Consider the following 26133-nt stretch of genomic DNA (forward strand, 5'->3'; position numbering starts at 1 on the left):
TTTTCAACATGGAATAGCCTATGCTATAATAGGGTATGAATACATGCGATCGATGTAGGCACTAATTTGAAATAGGTGCTCGATAAAAATGCATGCAGGAGTTAACGAAGGCATGGATAACCGAGAATCCATGAGGGTTTTCTGGTAGATTCGGAGTGGAGTCTATGCATATCATTGTAACGGGATTTAATCACAAAACTGCGCCGGTGGAATTACGGGAGCAAATGACCTTTACTGAATCGGAGTTAGGGCCTGCTCTTCATCGGTTGCGTCATATGAAAAGCATCTTGGAATGCGTGATGATCAGCACATGCAATCGCCTAGAATTGTATGTGGTAAGTGATCAACCCCACACTGGATCGTATTACTCGAAGTCTTTTTTGGCAAAAGAATTCGGAATCCCCATGGGGGATTTTGTTGACCACTTGTATGTAAAACGAGATGAGCAAGCCATACGCCAACTCTTTACTGTTACATGTGGCTTAGATTCGATGGTGTTGGGAGAGACGCAAATCCTTGGCCAAGTGAAAAATGATTTCCGTGTGGCCCATGAAGAAGGGGTTACTGGAACATTTCTAAATCAGTTGTTTAAGCAAGCTGTTACTTTAGGTAAAAAGGTGCAGTCGGAGACGGAGATCGGGCAGAATGCAGTATCTGTCAGTTATGCTGCTGTGCAACTAGGTCGAAAAATGTTTAGTACCTTTACAGGGAAAACCGTCCTTCTTTTAGGTGCAGGGGAAACAGGGGAATTGACGGCGAAGCATCTTTTTGAAGCGGGTGCAAAACAAGTCATTGTTTTAAACCGTACCTTGGAAAAGGCACGGGAAGTGGCGCATCGCTTCAACGGGGAAGCACGTCCTTTATCAAGGTTGGTGGAATCGATCCGTGAAGCTGATATCGTCGTTAGTTCCACAGGGGCCCCCACCGCTGTGATTGATAAGGATGTAGTGCAGTCGGCAGTGGCAAAGCGAATTCAACCATTATACCTTATTGATATTGCAGTACCAAGGGATATTGATCCTGCTATTCATGATTTAGATAATGTGTATCTCTTTGATATCGATGATTTGAATGGAATCGTGGAGACCAATATTTATCTTCGTGAGCAAGAATCGGATAAAGTGGGTGTGATGATCGAAGAACAGATGCTCCGTTTTAATGAGTGGTTACAAACCCTTGGGGTTGTACCTGTCATTACGGCTCTTCGTGAGAAAGCACTCGATATCCACGAGGAAACCATGCTCCGCATTGAACGGAAACTCCCTGACTTAACGGAGCGGGAGAAGCGTATTTTGCGCAAACATACCAAAAGCATTGTTAACCAGCTCTTGCGGGATCCACTCTCACGTATTAAGGAGTTATCCGCAACTTCTGAACGAGAGCAGGCACTCGATATGTTTGTGCAGATTTTTGCCCTAGAAGAGAAACTGGCCAAAGAGAAAGAGAGTCAAGAAGAATCGGTCAGATCTGAACGCTGTAGGCCGTCGATATTACAACCGGCCTTAGCAGGAGAGGCTGCCATCCGTTCCTGAGATAGGGGGAGAACGATGTGTTCGCCGAGCATTGGTTCTATCATTTCATTATCTATATGTATGCCTTAAGCTTATTGTTTGCTTTTTCGGATCTAATGCAGCCCAATCGGCAAGGTCGCCGATTGGCGCTCCTTTTTCTTGTCGCCGTTTGGTTGTGTCAGACGGCTTTTTTCATATGGAAAGCAAGTTTAGGAGCGATTCCGGTACTTACAGGATACGATTCATTAATGTTTTATTCCTGGGCACTTGTTACCGTAACCTTAGTCATTGATTGGCTCTATGAGATGCACATATTTGTTTTTGCCGCCAACCTGATGGGATTTGCGATTTCGGCGGTCAATCTGTTTATCCCTCCCCACGCTGGGGAAGAAATTGCGTCACCTTTGTTGTCAGAGTTGGTATTTATCCATGTGGTGATGGCCTTTATCGCCTACGCTTTCTTTACCTTGGCTACGGTGTTCTCCATTCTCTATTTAATTGGAAACCATTTATTAAAGCGAAAGAAATGGAACCAAACGCTACGTCGTTTTCCAAGTCTAGGGAGACTCGAAGCCTTTTCCTACCGCTTAACCATGATAGCTGTGCCTTTACTGATGCTAGCTATTATTTTGGGTTTGATCTGGGCTAATCAGAAAGTAGGAGGAAGCTTTTGGTTTGACCCCAAAATTATTGGCTCATTTGTAGTGCTGGTTGTTTATTCTGTGTACCTCTATAAGAGATCGGTAGGTGGATGGAACGGATGCCAACTCGCATGGTGGAGTGTGATTTCATTTCTTATGATTTTGGCGAATTACATGATTTCTAACGCGGGACTTTCCTTTCATCGTTGGCTTTGATATTGGGGAAGAGAGAGTCGGTGCGATTGCCACCACCGCCTGTGCTAAGGGTGGTTTTTTCAAACTAGGAAGAAGGATGAGAGAGGAGTATCGGTATGCGCACAGTGGTGATAGGAACCAGACGGAGTGAACTGGCAGTTACTCAAACCCAATGGGTGATGAAACAAATAAAAGGGGTCCTTCCCTCCTCCTGGGAAATGAAGCAAGAACGTATTGTGACCAAGGGGGATCAGATTCTTAATGTCACATTATCCAAAGTGGGTGGGAAAGGGCTATTTGTGAAAGAAATCGAACAAGCCCTATTAGAAGGTCGCATTGATCTGGCCGTTCACAGTATGAAAGATATGCCGGCTGAGATGCCGGAGGGGTTGACGATTGGTGCGGTAACTGTGCGTGAAGATGCTAGGGATTGTCTTATTTCCCGTACAGGAGCGAAGGTGGAGGAGCTGCCTGAAGGGGCGATTGTTGGGACCAGTAGCCTGCGACGCCAAGCGCAAATTCTTGCAATGCGTCCTGATGTGCAGGTAAAACCCGTACGCGGCAATTTGCAGACTCGCATGAAAAAATTGATGGAAGAAAAGCAATTTGATGCTCTTGTGTTAGCTCAAGCTGGGATTAATCGTCTGGGTTGGGAGGAGAAAGTGACGCAGATTATTCCCGAAGAGAAGATGCTTCCGGCAGTAGGACAAGGGGCTTTAGCAGTACAGTGCCGTGTAGATGATCGGGAAATGCTAGAGATACTTCGTGGCGTTCATGATGAAAAGTCGGCGATGGCCATCCGAGCAGAGCGGGTCTTCCTCCATGCCTTTGAGGGAGGGTGTCATTTACCGATTGCAGGATATGCAACTATCGATGGTGAGCGTATTCACTTACGAGGCCTTGTGGTTGATCCTATAGGGAAACCCTTGCTTCAAGGGGAGGCAGTGGGGACGGATCCGGAGGAAGTAGGTCAAACGCTCACCTCTGAACTGATGGAAAAAGGTGCCCGCCAATTGTTGAACAAAGTGAAGGAAGGGATAGAGTGATGAATCCAGGGAGTGTCACCTTCGTCGGGGCGGGACCCCGAGCTCCCGATTTGCTAACCCTGCGTGGAAGAGAAGCCCTGCTAGATGCAGATGTGATTCTATATGATGAAAAGGTTAATCCATCTCTTTTAGAAGGAAGAAGTGACAAAGCGAAAAAAATCCCTGCTAAAGTTGGTTCAGAGGAAATTCTAGTAACCCTTGCTAAGGCTGGGAAAACCATTGTCCGCCTCGTTGCGGGAGAGGCTTTGTTAATCGGGGAAATGCATCGCGAGGCGGCTGCTCTCTCTCAAGCGACCATCCCCTTTACGATTATTCCAGGTGTTTCAGAGCTGACTGCCTGGACAACCTATGCGGGTATATCCCTCCCTTCTCCACAGGAGTGGTTGTTATCTGGAGAAGATGGCACGGGTCTGATCCTTCATCTGGATCAATCCGTCGCCAAAACAGCCAGTCAGCTTATCGACCGTGGATGGTCTCCAGATACCCTCGCTTCTGTGATTACATCGGGGACAGAGATGGATCAACAGGTTGTGACAGAGCGGTTGGCAGAATGGGTGAATAGAGAAGAAGACTCCTTTACTGAGGCAAGTTCCTTCTTCGTATTAAGTGATCAGAAGCAGGGTCGACTCAAGTGGTTTGAGTCTAAACCGATATTTGGAACCCGGGTGCTTGTCACACGGACAGCGACACAGGGGAGGGGACTCGCGCAAAAAATCGCCTCCCTAGGTGGAGAGGCGATTACCATTCCCACGATCCATCTAGTTGTGCCAGAGAATACAAAGGTGTTGGATGAAGCATTGGCACGGCTGGATTCCTTTTCCTGGGTGGTTTTTACGAGTGTGAATGGGGTGGAGTTCTTCTTGCGTAGACTGCGCCAACAACAGGTGGACATTCGCCGTATGCACCGAGCAAAAATTGCCGCAGTAGGGCCCAAGACAGCCGCGGCATTGGCAAAAGTGGGGTTAACGGTGGATGTAGTTGCTAAGGAATTTGTAGGAGAAGGGTTGGTGACGGCCCTGACCCCTCTTGTGAAAGCTGGGGAGGAGGTATTATTACCACGGGCAGCGATTGCACGGTCCATGCTCCCAGATGAACTGCGTCAGCTAGGGTGTTGTGTGACAGATGCTCCTACCTATGATACGTTACCAGATGACCGTGGCGCCCAGAAGATTGCTGCGTTGTTACGTGAACAACAACTACATATTTTAACCTTTACAAGCGCGTCCACTGTACGTTACTTTGCTCAGACGATGGATCATTTGGGGGAAGAGTGGCGTTCCTATCTTCATGGTGTAAAGGTGGCTTGTATCGGCCCTGTCACAGCAAACGCGGCCATGGAGTGTGGATTACAAGTGGATAGGATCGCTGAGCCTTATACGATCGATGCTTTGCTTGAGGGTATAACACAGTTAGTGCAAAACGAGGAGCATTGAAGGAGGAACCATTATGCTGTCATTTAACCGTCATCGTCGTTTACGACAAAATGGAACGATTCGTCGCATGATGCGTGAAAATCATTTATCCCCGGCAGATTTTATCTATCCTCTTTTTGTTTTAGAAGGGGAGGGAATAATAAAAGAGATCCCATCGATGCCCAAGGTCTTCCACTATTCACTGGATCAGTTGGGCGCAGAGTTGGACGAAGTAGTGGAGCTTGGTATCCCATCGATTATTCTCTTTGGTGTACCTAATGATAAGGATGCCTGTGGTAGTGAAGCTTATGCGGAGAATGGAATTGTGCAACAGGCGATCCGTTTTGCCAAGGAACGCTACCCCGATTTATATGTCATGGCAGATACCTGCCTCTGTCAATATACCGACCATGGTCATTGTGGGATTGTTGAAAATGGTCATATTCACAATGACCATTCCCTAGAGGTACTCGTCAAAACAGCGGTATCCCAAGCGAAGGCAGGTGCAGATATGATCGCACCTTCTAATATGATGGATGGCTTTGTGACAGCTATACGGCAGGGACTGGATGAAGCTGGCTTTGAGGATGTACCCATCCTTTCCTACGCTGTGAAGTATGCCTCTGCCTTTTATGGACCTTTTCGCGAAGCAGTGGATTCAACGCCCCAGTTTGGTGATCGCCGTACGTATCAAATGGACCCTGCCAATAGCCGGGAAGCCTTACGCGAAGCGGCTTCCGATGTAGCCGAGGGTGCGGATGTATTGATGGTCAAACCAGGACTTGCTTACATGGATATCATCCGGCAGCTTCATGACCGCTTCGATCTTCCTGTGACAGCATACAACGTGAGCGGAGAATATTCGATGGTGAAGGCTGCGGCTGAGCAAGGCTGGATCAATGAGCGAAGGGTTGTTCTTGAGTTGCTGACAGGAATGAAACGAGCAGGAGCAGAACTCATTTTGACCTATCATGCAAAGGATGCCTCCCGCTGGTTGAAAGAAGAGAATAAATGATCCTATTTTATCTCAACAAGGGATACCTCATAACGTTTAGTAACTTTATGGGTAGTCAGGAGGTGCGAGAATGTCCGAGCCATATGATCTACGCTATATTCGGGCAGAATCATCCGATGGAGCTTTTGAACTAAAATTTGAAAATGCGCAAATCATTCTCGATGCTCCCAGTCCGTGGAATCTAAAAAGTTGGTCGGTCCTCATTTACGGAGTGGATGCGTCGGGTGCTGATCAATTGGATGACTGTTATTATCATGGTCGTAGCCAATTAAATTTGGTGATGGAGACGGAGGGCGGTAAATCCCTCCAAGGTCGAGTTATTTTGGAAGAGATCGCAGTGGGTCCGCGTTCACGAGCCCTATTTGATGGATTAGATACATTAGAAGGTTTTACTGCCTTGTGAATCAGTCCTTGGAGGAGATATAGATGTCCCAAAAACACGAGCGTTCAGAAGCCTATTTCCTTGAGGCACAGAAGTATATTCCTGGTGGAGTGAATAGTCCGGTCCGAGCTTTTAAAAATGTAGATCGTTCTCCTATCTATATTGAGCGTGGAAAGGGTTCTCGGGTTTATGATGCCGATGGGAATGAATATATCGATTATATTGGTTCCTGGGGTCCACTCATCCTTGGCCATGCCCATTCAGCGGTTACCGCAGCAGTACAAGCAACGGCTGAGCGGGGAACTAGCTTTGGACTTCCAACAACAGAAGAGACCGCGATAGCAAAGCTAGTGACGGAGGTTGTCCCTTCGATCGATGTGGTACGGATGGTGAATTCAGGTACCGAGGCGACGATGAGTGCTCTGCGTTTGGCTCGAGCCTATACGAAGAGAAATAAGATTTTAAAGTTTGAAGGCTGCTACCATGGTCACTCGGATAGTTTGTTGATTAAGGCGGGATCAGGTGTTGCTACGTTAGGTCTTCCTGATAGCCCAGGCGTTCTAGAGAGCACAGGTCAACATACGTTAACAGTTCCTTATAATGACCTAGACAGTGCCCGTGTGGCTTTCCAAAAGTTTGGTCATGATATCGCCGCAGTGATCGTCGAGCCAGTGGCAGGTAATATGGGTGTTGTCCCTCCTAACCCCGACTTTCTTGAGGGACTCCGGCGCCTGACTTCTCACTATGGTGGGCTTCTGATTTTCGATGAGGTGATGACAGGTTTCCGAGTCGATTATCACTGTGCACAAGGCAAATTTGGCGTAATTCCCGATTTGACCACGTTAGGTAAAGTGATCGGTGGTGGGCTACCTGTAGGGGCTTACGGTGGAAAACGGGAGATCATGGAGTTGATCGCTCCAGCGGGGCCTGTTTATCAAGCAGGTACCCTCTCAGGTAATCCGCTTGCGATGGCAGCGGGTCTTGTTACGCTAAACGAACTAGGTAGAGACGGTAACTATGAACTCTTGGAGGAACGAGGAGCTCGTCTTGCAGAGGGAATTGCAACGAATGCTGATGAAGCAGGAGTCCCCTATACGATAAATCGAGTGGGATCGATGGTATGTATGTTCTTTACGGATGAGAAGGTAGAAAGCTATGAGCAAGCGAAGAAAGCGGATACCAAGCTCTTCTCTCGATATTTCAACGAAATGTTGGATCGTGGAATCGTCATTCCCCCTTCTCAATTTGAAGGGATGTTTATTTCAACAGCCCATACAGCTGAGGATATTGAGCGGACGATTGAAGGTAATAGAGAAGCATTGCTGGCGCTTTAAAGCCGAAAAAAGGACGGATGGGGAAACCTATCCCGTCCTTTTTTTGCTTGTAACTAAATGACAAGCACCTATGATTAGGATCACTGCATCCTGGACTCGCCCGGGTACTATCCGTCCATGCGATGGCATAAGGTTACAGTACAGTTGTAAACCTATGACTTCCCTCTCACGCCCCCGCCGGCGTGAATCGCACCCCGGATCGGCGGAGGCGAAGGGAGGAACCAGCGAGGTCACGCCTGCCGGAGGTTTCGGGAAGTTAGGGTTTCTTCGGTACATGAGTCCTAAGGGGGGATCTTTGTTGACGGCGAATTTTAATCAACTCCGGTTTGACATTCTGGAGAAGGTCCGTCTCCATCCCCAAAAACCGGGGATCGGGACATTGTTAGAATTGGACCTGTATCCAGATGTGGAGATTGAAGATCAGGGAAGCCATCTCAAAATTGAAGGGTATCTTCGCTTGAATGGCACCTATGTACCTGGGCAGGGATATCTCCTTCCAGAAGAAGGTGAGGAGTCTGCTTCCCAAGGGGAAGAGTTTGTTTCTGCCCCACCACCAAGGGAAGAGGAGATTGCTTATGTCATTCCGGTAGAGATCACTTTACCAGCAGAACGAGTGGATATTGATCATATCGCTTCTGAGATTGAGTCCTTTGATTATAAAGTGCTCTCTCCTTTTGAACTGCATATTGAAGCGATTCTCTCGATTGATGGCCTTCTCAATGAAGAGAAGGCAGAGGAAAATTCTGAATACGAATTAGTTGATCCCAATAGTGAAGAAGAGCCGCTTTTACCAGCAGAACATGGATCAGAGGAAAGTTCAGAACCGATCTTCCTTAGAGAAGAAGAGGCACATGAAGAGCAGTCTATTATGGCGGATGAAGGTCACAGGGCGATCGAGGAGCAAGAGCAGGATATGGTGGCGCGCAGCCATGAGCCTGAAACGGAAAATTATGATTTTGTCCATGTCGCTCGTTATGATGGCATCCATGGGGTGTTAAGCCGCGACCCTTCAGACACCGATGGGAACGAAGACCCGGCAGAAAGTAAATTCCAAACGAATGAAATAAAGAGCTCAGAATCGCCCCAGTTCTCAACTGAAGAATCGGAGACGGAAGCTTTTTCAGAGAATCAAGAAGAAAAGCCTCAACTATTTACTAGAGATCGAGAAGGATGGAATGAATCCAATAGCTATCTGCGTCAACCCCATATCGGAGAATTTGATTTTCAGGAGCTTGGAGAGGATGAGCGGAGAAAGCTTGGTATCGAGCACTTGTCTGATCTAGCTCATGAAGAAGAGCCGATAGCAGCAAGAGGTGGCGAAGAAAACCAATTAAGCGAAGAATCCGAGCCAGTTGCTGAAGCCATCCAGAAGAGTGAAGAGTCAAGTAGTGGATTAGACTGGGCTCGTTGGATACTACAGGAGGAAAAAGAGGAGTTTGTAAAGGTGCGGATGGTGATTGTACAGAAAGAAGACTCCTTGGATACGCTTGCTGAACGATATGAAGTACCAGTCAATAAGATCCTTCACCTTAATCACTTAGAGAGCAACGTACTAGAACAAGGGCAAGTTGTGTATATCCCCAGGGATTAAGATGTAGAGGTCGGAGATGAAAGGAGATGATACGATGAAGTTAGATCCTACTATCGATGGTCCAGCTCTACCAGAGGTTTTTGATCGGTATGGATGGGCTCCAAATCGGGTTCGTCATACCCTTGGAGTGCTCCAGGTTCGAACAGAGGAAGGAGAATTTTCACTTAAAAAAACAGAAGCTCCTGTGTCAAAGCTTCGCCTTCTTAATCGTGTGAGCGAAGCTTTGACAGAAGAGGGGTATGAACACCTCCTTCCCTTTGTAAAAACAAAGGCGGGGGAAGCATTCGCTGAGATGGAGCAGGGAAACTGGTACGCATATCCTTGGTATGGGGAGCCTTTGAAAACAGGGGAGCAGATCTCTGCTACTGAGCTGATTAGCCAACTGGCCCGTTTTCATCGAATGAGTCATTCCCTCGTGAAGGATGAACCTTTAGAGGCGGATTTATCTCTATCTAGCCAGTGTGAGCGTTGGACGAAGTGGCGTAGCTATCTGCCTGAATGGCGAGGAATCGCAGATGAGCGTGAATTTACATCCCCTTTTGATCGTACTTTTAAAGAAAATTATGATCTTCTAGATAAGTCATTTCAGTTTTCTCTACAAGGAATGGAGAAGATCGCTGCTATCAGTGGCGGAGAAACCCCTCGACGAACATTGACTCATCGGCGTCTCCACCCTCAAAACCTATTAGTTGGGGAGGAAGGGTGGCGCTTGATTGATTGGGATGATTCCGCAGTGGATAATCCTGTCGCAGATATTGCTACTTATCTTCGCCGCTTCCTTGAAGTGGAGGAGAGGGAAGTGGTCGATCCTGCTACTCTTCTTGAGGCATACGACAAAGAGTGGACCTTGTCAGGGCGGGAGAAGAAGGTGCTAGCTTTAACCCTTGCGTGTCCAGAAAGACCCCTTCGCTTACTTCACACCTATTATCAGAAGCCACGTAATTTCGAGGAATCTGTGGCTGTACGCCGCTTAGAGGAGGAAATAGATCGTTTGCAGGTGTTTCAAGATTGGATTCGTTCTGAGTGGAAGCCAACTAAGCCTCGGCAGGCGGGAGGAAAGAGAGCTGAAAAAACAGGCACACGCTCCACTAAGAGCAAGGGGACTCGCCGCCGCCCCAAAGCAAAGAAACAAAAAACTTAATTAGACAAACGCCGGTGCTAGCCGGTGTTTTTATTTTTTACGATAACCCCCTAACCATGTTCCGATGGCTTTTATTGGGAGATAAAGGGCAGCGGAGAAACATAACGCGCGTAGCCATTCCATTCAAATGTCCCCTTTATTAAGGATTCAGTATTTGCTCATACGCAACATATTTGCTATTGATCAAATTGTATGTGTAAGTGATAGGTCTTGTGTAAGCAAATGCCTGAAAATAATCCATAAAAAAATGGGTGTATTGAACAACTGTGATAATAAAAAAGAGAAAAGGGGTAGACAAGTCGAAGATTAAGGAGCAAAATATACGAGAGAGATTGCGCGGAACGTAAGGAGGTCGTTAGAATCATGGTGAGATCGACGGCGAGAAGTATGTATCGTGGACTACTGATTATTTTTATCCTCAGTTTCCTACTTTTGAGCACTGTGCTATTGTTGGCTTTCTTGGCTGATCCACAACTGATGTGGGATAGTGTGCAACAGGCTTTTGGAATGATCCGCTAATCAAACCATAACCAGCAGTGAACTACTTTATATTCTTCTTATCTAGCGCGCTTGCCAATATTCAATCAGTTAGGCGAACCTATAGGGGTTCGCCTTTTTTGTGAACAAGATTTGACTCTTGGGGTTTTGCAGTATAAAATGGGAACACAATTGATTGTCAAGCGATGATAGGAAGAGTAGACAGGTTTCGGTTTGTTTAGAGAGAAGCTTCTTGGCTGAAAGAGCTTTCTTACCGATCTGTTGAAGGTCCTCCTTGAGCTTTTTGCCTGAAGAGTTAGTAAGGTAGAACGCGTCCCGGCGTTATTGGGAATCCAAGAGCATCGATTTGCCCTTACGGGCGCGATGAATAAAGGTGGTACCGCGGAAGCCCATCCGTCCTTTGGATGAAAGGCTTTTTTTGTTTTTTTATGGAAGATGATAAAGGAGGAGCACTATGGCTGATAAACAAAAAGAAGGACTGCCCACTTCTTATGATCCAAAGCAGTCCGAAGAAAAATGGTATCCATATTGGTTAGAGGGAGAATTTTTCCGTGCAGGTAAAGATCCCGGGAAAGAACCTTTTACCATCGTGATCCCCCCTCCTAATGTGACAGGAAATCTCCATATTGGTCACGCTTTGAACGGTACCTTGCAGGATATTATGATACGGAGTAAGCGGATGCAGGGTTTTGACACCTTGTGGTTACCAGGGATGGACCACGCAGGGATTGCTACCCAGTCTCGAGTGGAAGCGCGTCTCCGGGAGGATGGGATTAGTCGTCACGATCTTGGTCGGGAGAAGTTTCTTAACCAGGTATGGGAATGGAAAGAGAACTATGCTGATGTTATTCGTGAACAATGGCGGAAGATCGGTTTATCCCTTGACTATTCTCGGGAACGTTTCACGATGGATAAAGGTTTATCCCAGGCGGTTCGTGAAACCTTTGTGCGCTTGTATAAAAAAGGGCTAATCTATCGTGGTAAGTATATTATCAACTGGGATCCAGCTGCACGAACAGCGCTGTCTGATATTGAAGTGATCCATAAAGAGGTGCAAGGAAAACTATATCATATGGAGTATCCTCTGACGGCTGGAGGCGGAAAAATCCGCATCGCCACGACTCGTCCAGAGACGATGATGGGGGATACTGGGGTAGCGGTTCATCCTGATGATGAACGGTATCAAGATCTCATCGGTAAAACCGTCACCTTGCCTGTAGTGGGTAGAGAGATCCCTATCGTAGCAGATGACCATGTAGATCCTACATTTGGTAGCGGAGCTGTAAAAATTACTCCAGCCCATGACCCCAATGACTTTGAAATAGGTGGACGTCACGATTTGCCCCAAGTATTGGTCATGGATGAGTCAGGCACGATGAATGAAGAAGCAGGGATCTATCAGGGGATGGACCGTTTTGAGTGCCGTAAACAACTGGTGAAGGATCTTCAGGAAGCCGGAATCCTAGTAGAGATTGAAGATCATGTTCACTCGGTTGGGCACAGTGAACGCTCAGGTGCAGTTGTAGAGCCTTATCTTTCGACCCAATGGTTTGTAGCGATGAAACCTTTAGCGGAGGCAGCGATTAAACAGACGCGCTCCGGTGAAGGGGCTCGCTTTGTACCTGATCGTTTTGAAAAGACCTATCTTCATTGGATCGAAAATATTCGTGATTGGTGTATTTCCCGTCAACTTTGGTGGGGGCATCGCATTCCCGCTTGGACATGTGAACAGTGTCAAGAGATCGTAGTGGCAGCAGAAGATCCCACTACCTGTCCTTCCTGTGATGGGCACCATCTAGTTCAGGATGAGGATGTGCTCGATACATGGTTTAGCTCTGCATTATGGCCCTTCTCTACTCTTGGCTGGCCAGCTGATACCGAGGATCTAAAACGGTACTTCCCAACTAGCGTGTTAGTAACAGGTTACGATATTATCTACTTCTGGGTTGCTCGCATGATCTTTACAGCCTTGGAGTTTACAGGAGAGAAACCCTTTAAAGACGTACTCATCACTGGATTAATCCGGGATGCTGAAGGACGTAAAATGTCAAAATCCCTTGGCAATGGTGTCGATCCAATGGAGGTAATCGATAAATACGGCTCAGATGCAATGCGTTTTATGCTCTCTACGGGTTATACCCCTGGTAACGACCAACGTTTCCGCTGGGAACGGGTAGAGTCTGCACGAAACTTTGCCAATAAAATCTGGAATGCTTCTCGGTTTGCCCTTATGCATTTAGAGGACGTACCGACTCAAGAGCTCCAGTTTTCTTTAACGGATAATTTCTCCACGGCGGATCGGTGGATTCTTCATCGTCTCAATGAAACCGTGGGGAGTGTGACACGTAGCTTAGACCGGTATGATTTTGGAGATGCGGGACAAACCCTGTACCAATTCATCTGGAATGAACTGTGTGATTGGTATATCGAATTTGCCAAGCTTCCGCTCTATGGAGAAGATGAAGTAGCGAAAGGGACGACACGTAGAGTGCTCGCTTATGTTTTGGATCAGTCCATGCGATTATTGCACCCCTATATGCCATTTATCACAGAAGAGATTTGGCAACAGCTCCCCAGTGTAGGAGAGAGCATCACCGTTGCGAAATGGCCAGAGGTGAATGAGGCATTTGTGGCGAAGGAAGCAATGCAAGGGATGGAAGTACTGATTGCAACGATCCGTGCTGTTCGCAATATCCGTGCAGAAATGGAAGTCCCTCCGAAAAAAGAAATCGAACTTCTCATTCGGGCGGAGGAAGCAACCCTCAAAGCCTTTACCAATAATGAACCTGCTATCCGTCGTCTGTGTGGAGTAGGTAGTCTATCCGTAAATAACGATTTAGAGCGACCTGCAAGAGCGATGACCGCAATTGTCTCAGGTGCGGAGATCTTCCTCCCCTTAGAGGGGTTGATCGATATTGAGCAGACGATTGCTCGCCTGGTTGCTGAGAAGAAGAAATTGGATCAAGAAGTGACACGGGTAGAAAAGAAGCTGGCTAATCAAGGATTTATCGCAAAGGCACCTGCCCATGTGATCGAGGAAGAGAAGAGTAAAGGGGACGATTACCGCGAAAAGCGGGCCAAAGTAGAGAATCGTCTCAAGGAGCTGCAAGGGAGTTAAAAGATACAAGGGACGGGCTATAAGCCCGTCCCCCCTTTTGACTAATATGATAAGATGGTGGATGTGAATGGTCTGTAGTGGAGAAAGGGACGAAAGTATGGCTGAATCGTTACATTTAAAAACGGCAGAAGACGTCTTCCAATGGATGAAACAAGGTTGTACCCAAGGAGTCCATCCAGGACTTGAGCGGATGGAGTGGATGTGTAAACGCCTAGGTCATCCAGAGCGTCGATTAAAAACCATTCATATTGCTGGAACCAATGGTAAAGGATCTACCTCGGCTATGGTCGCTTCAATACTAAAGGAAGCTGGTTACCCGACGGGCATGTTTACTTCTCCGTATCTCCAGCATTGGAGTGAGCGGATCACCATGGATGGAGAGCCCATTCCGGAAAGTGAGTTTGTTCGTTGGGCTACGGAAGTGATTACGCTAACGGAGGAACGAGCAGGACAAGGCAAAGATCGAGTGACCGAATTTGAGTTTTGGACGCTCCTCGCTCTCCTATACTTTGCTCGTGAAGCCGTGCCCTGGTTTGTCGTCTGGGAAACCGGTCTTGGCGGTCGTCTCGATTCTACGAATGTAGTGATTCCACTAATATCTGTGATCACCAACGTAGGACATGACCACCAAGGATTCCTCGGAGAGACTCTTTTAGAAATCGCTAGGGAGAAGGCAGGAATTATCAAACCTGGCGTTCCAGTGATATGTTCTTCTGAAGATGAAAGCGTTCTGGCAGTTATAGAGGAGCAGGCAAAGGAAAAACGGAGCCGCTTCTACCGACTCGAACAGGATTTTAGGGCAATCCCGCGCCCTCGTGAAAGAGAAGACGGGGAGTCGATTCATTTTGAAGGACCCTACCGACAACTAAACAATCTTTTTATCCCCTTGGTCGGGGAACATCAGGTGAAAAATGGAGCGACAGCTCTGATGGTGTGTGAGGTATTGCGTCAATTTTATGCCACCGTGATGGAGGAAGAGGAAGTGCGTGCAGGGTTAGCTCGTGCAGTATGGCCCGGTCGTTTAGAAACCATCGCCGTACAACCTCGAATTCTCCTTGATGGTGCCCATAATCGGGAAGGGGCCCGGGCACTTGCCAAGGCACTTGCATCCTATAAGTATGAAAAGTTGCATCTTTTGTTAGGGGTAGGGATAGACAAGGAGGCAGAGGAAATTTTAGTTCCCTTGTTGCCCTTTGTAGATACGATGATTGTGTCACAGAGCGACGATCCTCGGTCTCTACCAGCTGAGTCCTTAGTGGACATGGTGAGATCAATCCATCCTGAGGTGGAGCTACGTCTCATAGAGGATCCTGTAAAAGGGGTCTCCCTTCTGCGGGAGGAAGCGGATAAACAGGATATGATTGTTGTAGCAGGTAGCCTGTTTTTGGTCGCGGAAGTTCGGCGCGGATTAACAACGTGAAATGGATAAAGGTAGGTGTGTGGGTTGCATAAACAAGAGCACGTACATTTTGTTGGCATCGGTGGATACGGGATGAGTGCAATTGCTTGCGTGATTTTGGAAATGGGTCTTCGGGTGACTGGCTCAGATGTTGCGGCTAATAAACTGACAGAGAGTTTAGCCGCACGGGGAGCAGAGATTTATCTCGGTCATGAAGCTTCGCTAGTCAGTGGAGCAGACCGCGTTGTGTACTCATCTAGTATCCATCAAGGCAACGTCGAACTGGTAGCGGCGCGAGAAGCAGGGATTCCTGTCTTGCATCGATCCGAGATGTTGGCCACTCTTCTAAATGATAAGAAGGGAATTGCCGTTGCAGGTGCCCATGGGAAAACGACGACTTCTTCGATGATTGCACAAACCATGGAGGAGAATAACGTGGATCCCACGTACGTGATCGGTGGCGAAGTCGTCGGACTTGGAAGGAATGCGAAAGCGGGTCAAAGTGACTTCGTCGTGGCAGAGGCAGATGAAAGTGATGGTACCTTTCTCGAATACTACCCTCAAGTCGCTGTGGTTACTAATATAGAGCCGGATCATCTGGAAAACTACGATGGTGATTTTGAAAATCTGAAAAAGGCTTACCGTCAGTTTTTACGACAGGTGAAAGAGGATGGAGCCGTGGTCCTCGGTTGGGATGATGCTTATTTACGTGAAATCGCGGGAGAATCCAAGGCGAAGGTGATTACTTATGCGCTGGATCGTGAGGCAGATTATCGAGCAGTAGACATTCGTACACAACTTAATCAGACGCGGTTTTCCGTGATGAAGGGTCAAGAGAGCCTAGGGGAAGTGCTAATCCAAGTTCCTGGACGGCACAATGTAGCCAATGCCTTGGCGACGCTTATTGTATGCCTAGAAGCAGGGCTCACCTTTAAAGAAGCAGCCTATGGCTTATCTCGTTTTCAAGGAGCAAAGCGCCGCTTTCAGATTATCGGCGAAGTGAATGATATCCTCGTTGTGGACGATTATGCTCATCACCCTACGGAAATTCGTACAACCATTGATGGGCTAAAAGCGATGGAGCGTCGAATTGTAGCCGTTTTTCAACCGCAACGATACTCCCGTACCTATCATTTGATGGAAGAATTTAGCCGTGCCTTTGGTGAAGTAGATCACCTAATCATCACGAGTATCTATTCACCACCTGGGGAAGCTCCAATCGAGGGCGTTACCTCTGAACGATTGGTGGAAATGGTTAAAGAAAATAGTAACCCAAGTACCCTCTTCCTTAGCACCAAGGAAGAGGCAGAGGAGTATCTATTGCAAAACGCTGAGCCAGGCGATCTCGTAATTACGATGGGTGCAGGGGATATTTGGCGTCTATCTCATAACCTTGTTCCAGCACTGGAAAAAAAGGTACAGGGACAAGCGAATTATTAACCGCTCATTATAAGGCCTAAATTCCATACCATCTTTTATGAGTGAAAATCATTGAAACCCCTATTTTAGGGGTTTTTCTGTTGATTTTTTTACTTTGTGTTATGTATAATGAGAAAATTATATAAGTGAGGTGAGTTGCGTGGCCATACGAAAATTAGGTGAGGATGATCGTGCTAAAACACTAGCTTTTTTAGAAAAAGAAAGTGCCCTTAACCTCTTTTTTATTGGCAATATTCACAATGGCGGTATGGAGACCAATTTTCAAGATTTTTGGGGAGATTTTGCAGAGGAAGGTGAGTTAAAAGGGGTTCTACTCCGCTATTTTGGTAGCTGGATTTCCTATGCTCCAGGGGATTTTGATGTAGATGGTTTTGTAGCAATTATGGCCGCTCATAAAGACCGGGATGTATTATCGGGTATCGATTATGTGACGGAGAAGTTTCGTAACTATAAGGAACTTTCCTTTGACTGGGGGAAGAAGCGGCAGACCTACTTTGCTGAGTTGACAGAGGAAAGTTTTCAACCGCCAATTTGTGCACCCACTAGCTTTACGATCAAGAAAATGACTATGCAGGATGTAGAGGAGATTATAAGGTTAACTCGGGGAATTAAAGAATTTAACCTTGGTTCGCGGGCGGAAGAAAGCCTTCAAAAATCCTTAGCTTCAAGAGCAGGCCGAGGGTATATTGCAGAAGAGAACGGTCGATTGGTATGCATGGCACGGACTACAGCGGAGAATCCAAAGTCGGCGATGGTGATCGGGGTAGGGACACTATCTGAGTATCGCGGGCAAGGGTTGGCTACGTTATTGATGGATCGCCTTTGCAGAGAGGTATTAGCTGATGGAAAGAAGTTGTGTCTATTTTATGATAATCCTAAGGCTGGTCTGATTTATAAGGGCCTTGGCTTTTATGATATTGGTAAATGGAATATGATAAATGTTAGTAGTAGGTTGTAGAATGTGCTTTACTGTACTGTATGTATCAAGGGAGAAGGAGATTATTTATACCATAGCAGGGGAGAATGGTGGCATCACCTTTATGTTTATCACTGGTTTTGTAAGAGTGTTCATTTTAGATAGCGAAGAAAGGGAGATTAATAGATGAGACAGCACAACCGATACATTATTGTGATGATGGCGATAATTTTTCTCTTGAGTATGGTTTTGACAGGGTGTGCAATGGGGGGGGAGCAAAAGGATGAGAAGGTATCCAGTACACCAAAAAAGCAGCAGCCCTTAGGGTGGAAGGTTCCTTACTTTACTTATACGGATCAGGATGGCAAATCCTTTGACTCCAAGAAGTTAGCAGGTAAACCATACTTAGTGGATATGATTTTTACCCGTTGTCCAGATGTTTGCCCTCCCATGACAGCGAACATGGTGAGGCTTCAAAAGCAGATGAAAGAGAAGGGACTTGAGGTGGATATTGTCTCTTTCAGTGTCGATCCAGCCTATGATAAACCAAAAAAATTAAAAGAATTTGCAAAAAGCCATGATGCGGACCTTAATCGGTGGCATTTCCTTACCGGATACAAACAAAAAGAGATTGAAGAGTTTGCCCTTAAAGGGTTTAAGAGCACCGTTATGAAACCGAAAAAACCGTCAAAGGGTAGTCCGATGATGGTCAATCATCCGGTCTCCTTTTTCCTTATTGATGGAAATGGAAAGGTATATGAGCGTTATGATGGGATGAAACCCGCCTATAACCAAATCTTGAACGATCTTGGTAAATTGCAAGGGAAATAAAATGGTTGATCAATAAAAATGAACCTCCCCTCTTTAATAGTAGGGAGGTTTCTTTTTATTAGTGAGAAGATTTGATTGATAGAAAGAACAGCCTTGGTGGATCTCCCGTTTGAAAGTAGCTAGAGAAGGGTTATCCAAAGAATACTAATTCCTCCGGGGAAGCCATACTCCAGCTATTAACCAGGAGAAACCAAAGCCAAAGAGGAGAAGGGGGATTCCCCAGGTGGTGGGGGTACTCCAGAACTGGGGTTGGATGATGAGTGCCAAGGTAGTTTGGATCATCAGGATTTTAATCATTAAGCCAGTGAGGTCGGTCTTCTTCTGCTTCTCTGGACGTGGATAAAGACGAAACCAGGGCTGAAAGCGATGATGTTGCCGAATCCAGGGAAGTTGTATACCCGTTGCTAGGATCACGGCTAGGATGAGGATCGAAGCAACTAGCAAAGATGGCTGGAAAATGAGAAGGATGACAGCCCCTATAATTGTGAGTCGTAAGCTTGCTCCGAAGGGGTCACGATATCGTAAAAAGGTACGTAGATAGAGAAAGAGGTAGGTATTCTTAGGTTTTTTAGACACCGTTTTTTCCAAGAAAGATAGCCATCGTCGTGGCCTCACATCATTGCCCACTTGTGGCACCTCAATAAATTGACTAGCAAAGCGGTAGTAAGTAGAGACGGTCTGCCGCTCTCTTCGAACCCAACTCTCCCATGCAATATGATATCCGGGTGGTGCATTTCTTCGATAATAGTAAAAGAGGATGCCCAACCAGAGAAGTGCAAAGGGGAGCAAGAACAGGAGGTTTTGACCATCGAAGAGCCACATCAATAATAAGAGGTTACTCCCTCCCCGTATCCAGATTGAGAGGGGAGCTGAACCGCTATTGATTGCTATGCGGAAAATGATTAAGTTCCACCCTTTTAACAGGACGACCAGGGTCATTGAGGTGAGAAAGGCGGACACTTCCCCGACTTTTACTAAAAAGAGGGGACAGAGGAAGAGCATCCATAGAGAAATCTTGACGATTTCCAGGATCAGGTTGTACCGAAAAGCGTCGCGAAAATATTTCTGAATAGATGCGTCTGCCGGGAAGAGAAAGTAGGGGTCTGCAGGCTGAACGAAGGTACGATATTTCGTTCGAGTGACTTCAATGAGAATGACTGCTAGTAGAATGACCACAGCGATATCAGTAGGCACCCATTGGAGAAAGCTTTTATAGCCAAAATAGAGAAACAAGAGAGCAAAAAGCGGAAATATCTGCAATGTCTTGGCGATCAAGCTAGCATATCGAACTCCCTTTTGCCAGGCATGTCGTCGTCTACGGGTAAAGAGGTTGTCTAGCGTGCTCATAATATATGTTCCTTTGCAACATGGACGAAAAGATCATCTAAGGAGGCTTGCAAGAGTCCTGCTTGCTGTTGCATTTCAGCGAGGGTTCCCTTAAGAGCGATCCGTCCGTCTTTCAATAGGACGTATCGGTCACCATGTTTTTCAGCCGTGGCTAGGACATGGGTGCATAGAAGGATTCCTGTTCCCTTTTTCTTTAACTCCAACATGTGGTTCAGCAAAGAGTGAATGGCCAAGGGATCAAGACCGACAAAGGGCTCGTCCACAATTAATAGTCTTGGTTGAATGAGAAAGGCACACATGACCATCACTTTCTGCCGCATGCCCTTAGAGAAGGTCGTAGGGTACCATGCTAGACGCTTTGTCATTTGAAATTCTTCAAGTAAGCTATCCATCCGCGGACGCCACTCGGACTCCTGTAGACCATAGGCCATCGCAGTTAATTCCAGATGTTCTCGTAAGGTTAGTTCGGGATAAAGATATGGAGTTTCTGGTATATAAGCCAGATGCTTTTTAAAGCGATCTGGATCGTCGTCCATAGTGAGACCATCCACTGAAATTTTACCAGAAGTGGGTCGAAGAAAGCCGAGGATTTCCTTGATCGTTGTACTTTTTCCAGCGCCATTTAATCCTATCAAACCGACAATCTCACCAGGCTTAACCGTGAAGGAGATGTCATGAATCACAGGTTGATGTGGAGAGTATCCACCGGTTAAGTGTTTGATTTCCAGCAAGTAAAAACCCTCACTTTCGCCTTAATTTCCATTCTTTTTATGACATCTTATCCCAGGTCACGCCTGCTGTCCAGGAAGGTAGAGACACATATGGGTCCATGAAGGACCATATGGTAGAAAGAGGGAGAGTGGGGAGGGATGACCGGTGGCTGAAGGTGGATGGATGGAAGCAGTGAAGAAGGAGATCGGACGCTTGACAGAGATCCTGATACAAAGCCAGCAACCGGATGGACGGTGGTCTTTTTGTTTTGAGACGGGGGTGATGACGGATGCCTATGCGATTATACTGTACCGCTTCTTTGGTCGACGGGAAGATTATGTGCAGGAGCAAGCTGAGAGATTGATGCGGTTAAGAGGTAGCGATGGTTTATGGCGACTTTATCCGGATGAGAAAGAAGGCAATCTCTCATCGACGATAGAAGCCTCTCTCAGTTTGATGGTAGCAGGGAGAATCGATCCGAATGGACAAGACATCCGCCAGATACAAGAGTGGGTTCGATCGCGAGGGGGGCTTTCCCAAGCGGGGTCTCTTACCAAGGTTGTACTTGCCCTTTTGAAGTTAAAAAAATGGTCGGATCTACAATCCGTACCGATTGAACTCCTTCTCTTACCGCGATGGTTTCCTGTGAACTTCTGGGATTTGGTTGGATATGCCCGGGTGCATGCTGCTCCTGTGATGGTAGCAGCTGAGCAACAATTTACGGTACAAATTCCAGGATTACCGACCAACATGGCAGATTGGGGTGAGGCTGCTCGCACAGCGGATGAAAATAAACGGACAATGGCTCTAGCTGGAATTGTAGGAGATTGGCTTCGTCCTCATGGACCCCGTTCACGGTTATCGAAATTAGCACTCGGTTATGGAGAAAAATTTATGTTGGAGCGACTAGAGTCGGATGGTACGCTGTACAGCTACTTCTCAACTACATTTTTGATGATGTTTGGACTGATGTCCCTCGGGTACCCAAAGAAGCACCCGGTGCTTCAAAAAGCATTACAAGGAGTAGAGGGATTCTTGTATAAGACCCCAAGTGGACTTCATATGCAGGAGAATACCTCTACCATTTGGGATACGGCTCTAATCGCAGGTGCATTACAAGAAAGTGGTGTACCATCTGGTCATCCCGCCTTATGTAAGGCGGCGACATACCTTCTATCTCGTCAACAAGATCGTATAGGGGATTGGGCGCTTAAAAATCCTGGGGTGCCACCAGGAGGGTGGGGGTTTTCTGATATTAATACTATCAACCCCGATTGCGATGATACAGCCGCCGTATTACGAGTACTGTCTCCCTTCGTCACCACAAATTTTTCGACCATAGGCGACAGTTGGTATCGAGGAACCACTTGGCTCCTTTCGATGCAAAACCGAGATGGAGGTTGGCCTGCCTTTGAAAAGAATACGGCTAAGCGTTGGCCATTGAAATTTATGCATAAAGATGCTGCCTCTGCGTGGACAGATCCCTCTACGGCAGATCTGACAGGACGCATTCTCTATTTCCTGGGAAAAACTCATTGTAATTATACCAATCCGGCTGTATCACGAGCCCTTAACTTTTTGTATCGTGATCAAGAAAAGGAGGGCTATTGGTTCGGACGTTGGGGCATTGCTTATCTGTATGGTACTTGGGCGGCTTTGACAGGGATGTCAGCAGTGGGTATCAGCAAGGAGCATCCATCGGTTGCTCGTGCAGTAAAATGGCTACTGTCAGTACAAAATGAAGATGGCGGGTGGGGAGAATCCTGCCGTAGTGATGTGGAGCAACGTTTTGTACCATTAAGCGCAAGTACACCTTCCCAAACAGCTTGGGCACTGGATGCTTTGATCGCTGTCTCGAATACCCCTACACCTGCAATTCAAGCAGGTGTTCGTCGACTGCTAGCGTTTTTTTCTAAGGAGAAAAGTGAGTCATCAGAGTACCCTACAGGAGCTGGACTTGCTGGGCAATTTTATATTCATTACCACAGTTATCGTTATGCTTGGCCGTTAATGGCATTGGCTCACTATCGACAAAAGTTTGGCGGGAATAAGGACTAATAAAAATTGAAATGATCACAACTTCCTTTCATGTGATGAATTTCCTTTTTGTGTATAATGGGAATAGTCGATGATTTAAATAGATTCCCCCTTATTAAGGGGTGATCCTAAACTATCCTGAGTAATAAAGAAGGGTGGGGGTTGATGAGTGAGGTGTTGTGGTCTTTTATTTTGGGTTGGATTTTAGGGTGGTGGTTGGATAAGATTGCGGTTTTTGTATTAGGAAGTAGGGGAAAACATTCGAGCTCGCTCCTTTGTTCATGGTTGTCAATGCTCTATATGGCCGTGAGTTTCGCTGGAGTTTCGTGGATGACCTCAGATATTTGGGATCAAATTACAGGCAGTTTATTGTTCCTCGTTTTGGGGGTAGCGTTATGGACGGACCTTTCTACAAGGTTGATTCCTGACCGACTAACGTTACCCGCAGGGGGGATTTTTCTATTGTTGGGTTTAGTTAAAGGGGATGGTTGGATCTCCCTGATAGGGTTCTTTGTTTGTGGTGGATTGCTCTTATTAATCGCTCTTCTTTCCCAGGGAGGGATGGGTGGCGGGGATATGAAGTTAGCAGCCGCTGCTGGCGCAGCATTGGGCTGGCCGACCGCTATAGCAGGGCTTATCGGTGGAATTTTCCTGGGTGGTGTGGCTGGGGGGATTTTGCTCCTTACAGGTAAAGCTGGACGAGGGTTTGCTCTTCCCTTTGCGCCATTTTTGCTCATTGGTTTTGGTGGGGGTTTCTTTGTCGGAGATTGGTTGATCCAGTGGTATCTCTCTTTTTTTGCGTAAATCTATCAGGTCGTCTCTAGTAATCCTAGGTTCTACTTTAATCTAGTAGGACATATCCTTGATAGTAACTGATGGGAGAAGGAGACGATAGATAATGGAGAAAAGCCGGATCACTGTTCGACTGAATGGTACTGTAACGGGTCCGAAATCGGAGCAGATGTCTACAAAACTTCCTAACTCCCTCACAAATAGTAGCGTAATAGCTGCTGATAAGGGTGAACAGAGGGTCAATCCATGGACCGTTCGTGAGGTAGATGAGGACGGAGTAGAATGGGGGACTCCTTACTCACGTAAACGGACTCCTTCCGGGAAGAGGGGCAAAGGTGCACTAGCTCTCTCTATAGGGGCGGCTGTCATTATTGGTACACTAATGGGGATTGTTGTCCTGTCGCTCTTTTTTCCTGATGATAAAAATCCCACCACAGGCACGATTGACTCCCATGTAAAAACGGTTCCCAGTCAACAAGAAGGGGCTACTACCTCTAAGCTTAAACCGTCTAAAGTACCGATCAAAAAAACTGAGGCGAAGATATCCCTTCCACAATTGAAGGCAGTGCTTATTCAACGAGGGATCTTTCAAAAAAAATCGGGAGCGAGCAAAACCGTGATGAGTCAGCGTACACAAGGTCGGGCAGCCGTGATGACGGATAAAGCTCCTTATCGCATTTATCAAGCAGTAGCACAGGACAAGGAGAATGCTAACAAAGTTTTTGCTAGTTTAAAGGAAAAGAGTGGACAGATTACCTATAAGAATACGACGATTGGCCAATCAGTCCCTCTCCCCAAGGAGAGCTCTACAAAGTGGAACAAGGTCCTTATCCTTGCTGTAAAAGAAGGAAATCATATATTTTCTACTATGGTTGCTACTACGGTAAAGGGTGTATCCTCACCTACGGATCTTAAAAATTTTAAAGATTCTCGTATAAAGGTAAATGCATCATATACCCGATTTACAAAAGTGCGAGATGATGTAGAAGCAGAGTTGCCTTCGTCAGTAAAATCGGAGTGGAGTGAAATGGTTCGTGCGATGGACCTCGTCGTACAAAGTTGTCAGACAGATCAGCCTAATAAAGCGATGTATTGGCAAATACAAGAAGGGCTTGTTCGCTATGTCCTAGCCTATGAGAAATTTTTAGAAGCTTTAAGTTGACAGGGATTGTTCTTGTGGCGGAGTTTTGATTTTGCTAAACTGGAAACTATCGAGGGTTATGGCCACTTGGATGGATAGGGAATCGCATCCTTTATAGGGTTTTTTTCTCTTCCCTTCATTTAATGAAGTAGGATTTTTTTGAACGAACATAATATAACTATTTATAAAACGTTGCCTTTATCATGAAGGAGGTTGGGGCCCTTGCATCCGGAACTAGTACTCGCTTCCGGGTCCCCGCGTCGGAGTGAACTCTTGCGGTCGCTGGGTATTCCCTTTTCTGTTCACCCTAGCTTAGTGGCGGAAGATGTTCCAGGTCAGCCTTTTCCCGGCGAACTGGTAGAAATCCTTGCTGCCAAAAAAGCACTAGCGGTGGCTCATACCAAACGGAATGCCCTGGTAATCGGATCGGATACCGTTGTTGCTCTCGGCGGAGAAGTCATGGGGAAACCTGTGGATGATGCTGATGCGATACGAATTTTAGAGCGACTTGCTGGCCAAGTCCACCAAGTGTATACAGGAATCGCTTTGGTGGAAGTAGACGAGGACGGAAAAGTAAGACGGCGATTGGTTCGCCATCGTATGACAGAAGTAATGGTGCGCGATCTAGACCGCGCTGAGATTGAATGGTATGTCGCAACACGAGAACCAATGGACAAGGCTGGAGCATATGGTCTTCAAGGAATTGGATCGCTCTGGGTAGATTGGATTGATGGTTGTTATACCAATGTAGTGGGTATGTCGTTACCACTTCTCTATGACATGTTACAGACGATGGATTATCCGATGTTGCATCCATTACCTTTTCCCGAATAATAAGGTACATCCAATGTAACAACAGCTAGACCTCCTTATGACGCCGGGATCACCAGGAGGTTGTTATGGCACTTACTTATGAACCGATGATGATTCGAGATCTACCCAAGGAAGAACGCCCACGCGAGAGATTAACCCAACTCGGCGCTTCTTCGTTGTCCAATGCAGAATTAGTAGCAATTCTTTTACGAACAGGTACAAAGGCTGAATCCGCGGTTTCCCTTGCTCAGCGTATTCTTGCCGAGTGTAGCGGTTTACGAGGGTTAGCATCTGCTGATTACAGGGATCTAGTGAGGGTTCATGGTGTAGGAGTTGCAAAGGCCCTACAAATTATCGCAGGGATTGAATTAGGAAGACGAATTTTCCGGATTATTCCTGAAGAGCGAGTGGGGGTTTGCTCACCCCAGGATGCGGCTGATTATGTCATGGATGAATTGAGTTGTTTATCCCAAGAGCATTTTGTCTGTTTGTTTCTCAATACGAAAAATAGGGTAATCGATAAGCAGTGCCTATTTGTAGGTACACTGAACTCCTCCGTTGTTCACCCTCGGGAAGTTTTCCGAGAAGCGATTCGACGTAGTTGTGCGGCCATTATTTGTCTACATAATCACCCGAGTGGGGATCCTACACCCAGTAAGGAAGATATCCTTGTTACAGAACGATTGTATGAAGTGGGTCGCATCGTCGGTATTGAATTATTAGACCATATTATCATTGGTGACCAATGCTTTGTCAGCTTGAAAGAAAAGGGATTTTTCCCTCGCTTATAACCATATTTTTATGCAGAAGGGCTGAGACGGA

The 26133-nt window shown here is 46.5% G+C and carries 22 protein-coding genes and 1 other annotated feature; of the genes, 20 read left to right on the plus strand and 2 right to left on the minus strand.

Annotated elements, in window-relative coordinates; all coding sequences use genetic code 11:
* Nucleotides 1–164 precede the first annotated feature (164 nt).
* The 15 genes from hemA to BLV90_RS02500 all read left to right on the plus strand — a co-directional run bounded on the left by hemA (nucleotide 165) and on the right by BLV90_RS02500 (nucleotide 18470).
* Entirely contained in the window at nucleotides 165–1532 is a 1368-nt protein-coding gene (gene hemA, locus BLV90_RS02435) for a glutamyl-tRNA reductase (protein WP_091735639.1), read from the plus strand.
* Nucleotides 1533–1549: 17 nt separating this feature from the next.
* Complete coding sequence (locus BLV90_RS02440) at nucleotides 1550–2368, plus strand: cytochrome C assembly family protein (protein WP_091735642.1); 819 nt, start codon at nucleotides 1550–1552, stop codon at nucleotides 2366–2368.
* 95 nt (nucleotides 2369–2463) lie between these two features.
* A complete protein-coding gene (gene hemC / locus BLV90_RS02445; RefSeq protein WP_091735647.1) occupies nucleotides 2464–3393 on the plus strand; it encodes a hydroxymethylbilane synthase in 930 nt (309 codons plus the stop codon).
* Nucleotides 3393–4826 carry a uroporphyrinogen-III synthase gene (locus BLV90_RS02450; RefSeq protein WP_091735650.1) on the plus strand — a complete coding sequence of 478 codons (1434 nt, stop codon included), beginning with the start codon at nucleotides 3393–3395 and terminating at the stop codon, nucleotides 4824–4826. Before hemC ends, BLV90_RS02450 begins: the two co-directional genes overlap by 1 nt.
* A gap of 10 nt (nucleotides 4827–4836) precedes the next feature.
* Nucleotides 4837–5820 (plus strand): porphobilinogen synthase, encoded by a 984-nt coding sequence (hemB, locus tag BLV90_RS02455; protein ID WP_091735653.1) that lies wholly within the window; start codon nucleotides 4837–4839, stop codon nucleotides 5818–5820.
* A gap of 70 nt (nucleotides 5821–5890) precedes the next feature.
* The gene (locus BLV90_RS02460; RefSeq protein WP_091735656.1) at nucleotides 5891–6223 is read left to right on the plus strand and encodes a hypothetical protein; all 333 of its coding nucleotides are present in this window, start codon (nucleotides 5891–5893) and stop codon (nucleotides 6221–6223) included.
* Between the two features lie 23 nt (nucleotides 6224–6246).
* The gene (gene hemL / locus BLV90_RS02465; protein ID WP_091735659.1) at nucleotides 6247–7536 is read left to right on the plus strand and encodes a glutamate-1-semialdehyde 2,1-aminomutase; all 1290 of its coding nucleotides are present in this window, start codon (nucleotides 6247–6249) and stop codon (nucleotides 7534–7536) included.
* Between the two features lie 298 nt (nucleotides 7537–7834).
* Nucleotides 7835–9127, plus strand: a complete 1293-nt coding sequence (locus BLV90_RS02470) for a LysM peptidoglycan-binding domain-containing protein (RefSeq protein ID WP_177167857.1) — start codon at nucleotides 7835–7837, stop codon at nucleotides 9125–9127.
* A gap of 34 nt (nucleotides 9128–9161) precedes the next feature.
* Nucleotides 9162–10268 carry a phosphotransferase gene (locus tag BLV90_RS02475; protein ID WP_177167858.1) on the plus strand — a complete coding sequence of 369 codons (1107 nt, stop codon included), beginning with the start codon at nucleotides 9162–9164 and terminating at the stop codon, nucleotides 10266–10268.
* A 363-nt stretch (nucleotides 10269–10631) separates the two neighbouring features.
* Nucleotides 10632–10787, plus strand: a complete 156-nt coding sequence (locus BLV90_RS16100) for a hypothetical protein (protein ID WP_177167859.1) — start codon at nucleotides 10632–10634, stop codon at nucleotides 10785–10787.
* A gap of 155 nt (nucleotides 10788–10942) precedes the next feature.
* Nucleotides 10943–11170: a binding site (T-box leader), on the plus strand.
* A 50-nt stretch (nucleotides 11171–11220) separates the two neighbouring features.
* Nucleotides 11221–13884 (plus strand): valine--tRNA ligase, encoded by a 2664-nt coding sequence (locus BLV90_RS02480; protein ID WP_091735668.1) that lies wholly within the window; start codon nucleotides 11221–11223, stop codon nucleotides 13882–13884.
* A gap of 97 nt (nucleotides 13885–13981) precedes the next feature.
* Nucleotides 13982–15304: a bifunctional folylpolyglutamate synthase/dihydrofolate synthase gene (locus tag BLV90_RS02485; RefSeq protein WP_177167860.1), complete on the plus strand. Its 1323-nt coding sequence runs from the start codon at nucleotides 13982–13984 to the stop codon at nucleotides 15302–15304.
* 24 nt (nucleotides 15305–15328) lie between these two features.
* Nucleotides 15329–16723 carry a UDP-N-acetylmuramate--L-alanine ligase gene (gene murC, locus BLV90_RS02490; protein ID WP_091735674.1) on the plus strand — a complete coding sequence of 465 codons (1395 nt, stop codon included), beginning with the start codon at nucleotides 15329–15331 and terminating at the stop codon, nucleotides 16721–16723.
* A 139-nt stretch (nucleotides 16724–16862) separates the two neighbouring features.
* Nucleotides 16863–17681 (plus strand): GNAT family N-acetyltransferase, encoded by an 819-nt coding sequence (locus BLV90_RS02495; protein WP_091735677.1) that lies wholly within the window; start codon nucleotides 16863–16865, stop codon nucleotides 17679–17681.
* A gap of 144 nt (nucleotides 17682–17825) precedes the next feature.
* The gene (locus BLV90_RS02500) at nucleotides 17826–18470 is read left to right on the plus strand and encodes an SCO family protein (RefSeq protein ID WP_091735680.1); all 645 of its coding nucleotides are present in this window, start codon (nucleotides 17826–17828) and stop codon (nucleotides 18468–18470) included.
* A 144-nt stretch (nucleotides 18471–18614) separates the two neighbouring features.
* On the opposite strand, the gene BLV90_RS02505 is transcribed toward BLV90_RS02500, so the two are convergent.
* The gene (locus tag BLV90_RS02505) at nucleotides 18615–19817 is read right to left on the minus strand and encodes an ABC transporter permease (protein ID WP_091735684.1); all 1203 of its coding nucleotides are present in this window, start codon (nucleotides 19815–19817) and stop codon (nucleotides 18615–18617) included.
* Nucleotides 19814–20548 carry an ABC transporter ATP-binding protein gene (locus BLV90_RS02510; protein ID WP_245726222.1) on the minus strand — a complete coding sequence of 245 codons (735 nt, stop codon included), beginning with the start codon at nucleotides 20546–20548 and terminating at the stop codon, nucleotides 19814–19816. Before BLV90_RS02510 ends, BLV90_RS02505 begins: the two co-directional genes overlap by 4 nt.
* Before the next feature lie 145 nt (nucleotides 20549–20693).
* On the opposite strand from BLV90_RS02510, the gene BLV90_RS02515 reads away from it, so the two are divergent.
* The 5 genes from BLV90_RS02515 (at nucleotide 20694) to radC (ending at nucleotide 26102) form a co-directional block, all read left to right on the plus strand.
* A complete protein-coding gene (locus BLV90_RS02515; RefSeq protein WP_245726223.1) occupies nucleotides 20694–22586 on the plus strand; it encodes a terpene cyclase/mutase family protein in 1893 nt (630 codons plus the stop codon).
* 309 nt (nucleotides 22587–22895) lie between these two features.
* Nucleotides 22896–23369 (plus strand): prepilin peptidase, encoded by a 474-nt coding sequence (locus BLV90_RS02520; protein WP_177167861.1) that lies wholly within the window; start codon nucleotides 22896–22898, stop codon nucleotides 23367–23369.
* Between the two features lie 94 nt (nucleotides 23370–23463).
* On the plus strand, nucleotides 23464–24519 hold the full coding sequence (locus BLV90_RS02525) for a hypothetical protein (RefSeq protein WP_091735691.1): 1056 nt from the start codon (nucleotides 23464–23466) through the stop codon (nucleotides 24517–24519).
* A gap of 201 nt (nucleotides 24520–24720) precedes the next feature.
* Nucleotides 24721–25332: a Maf family protein gene (locus BLV90_RS02530; protein ID WP_425433850.1), complete on the plus strand. Its 612-nt coding sequence runs from the start codon at nucleotides 24721–24723 to the stop codon at nucleotides 25330–25332.
* A gap of 65 nt (nucleotides 25333–25397) precedes the next feature.
* Nucleotides 25398–26102: a RadC family protein gene (radC, locus tag BLV90_RS02535; protein ID WP_245726224.1), complete on the plus strand. Its 705-nt coding sequence runs from the start codon at nucleotides 25398–25400 to the stop codon at nucleotides 26100–26102.
* The last annotated feature ends 31 nt before the right edge of the window (nucleotides 26103–26133 follow it).

The sequence above is a fragment of the Marininema mesophilum genome, assembly GCF_900106775.1.
Lineage (GTDB): Bacteria > Bacillota > Bacilli > Thermoactinomycetales > DSM-45169 > Marininema > Marininema mesophilum.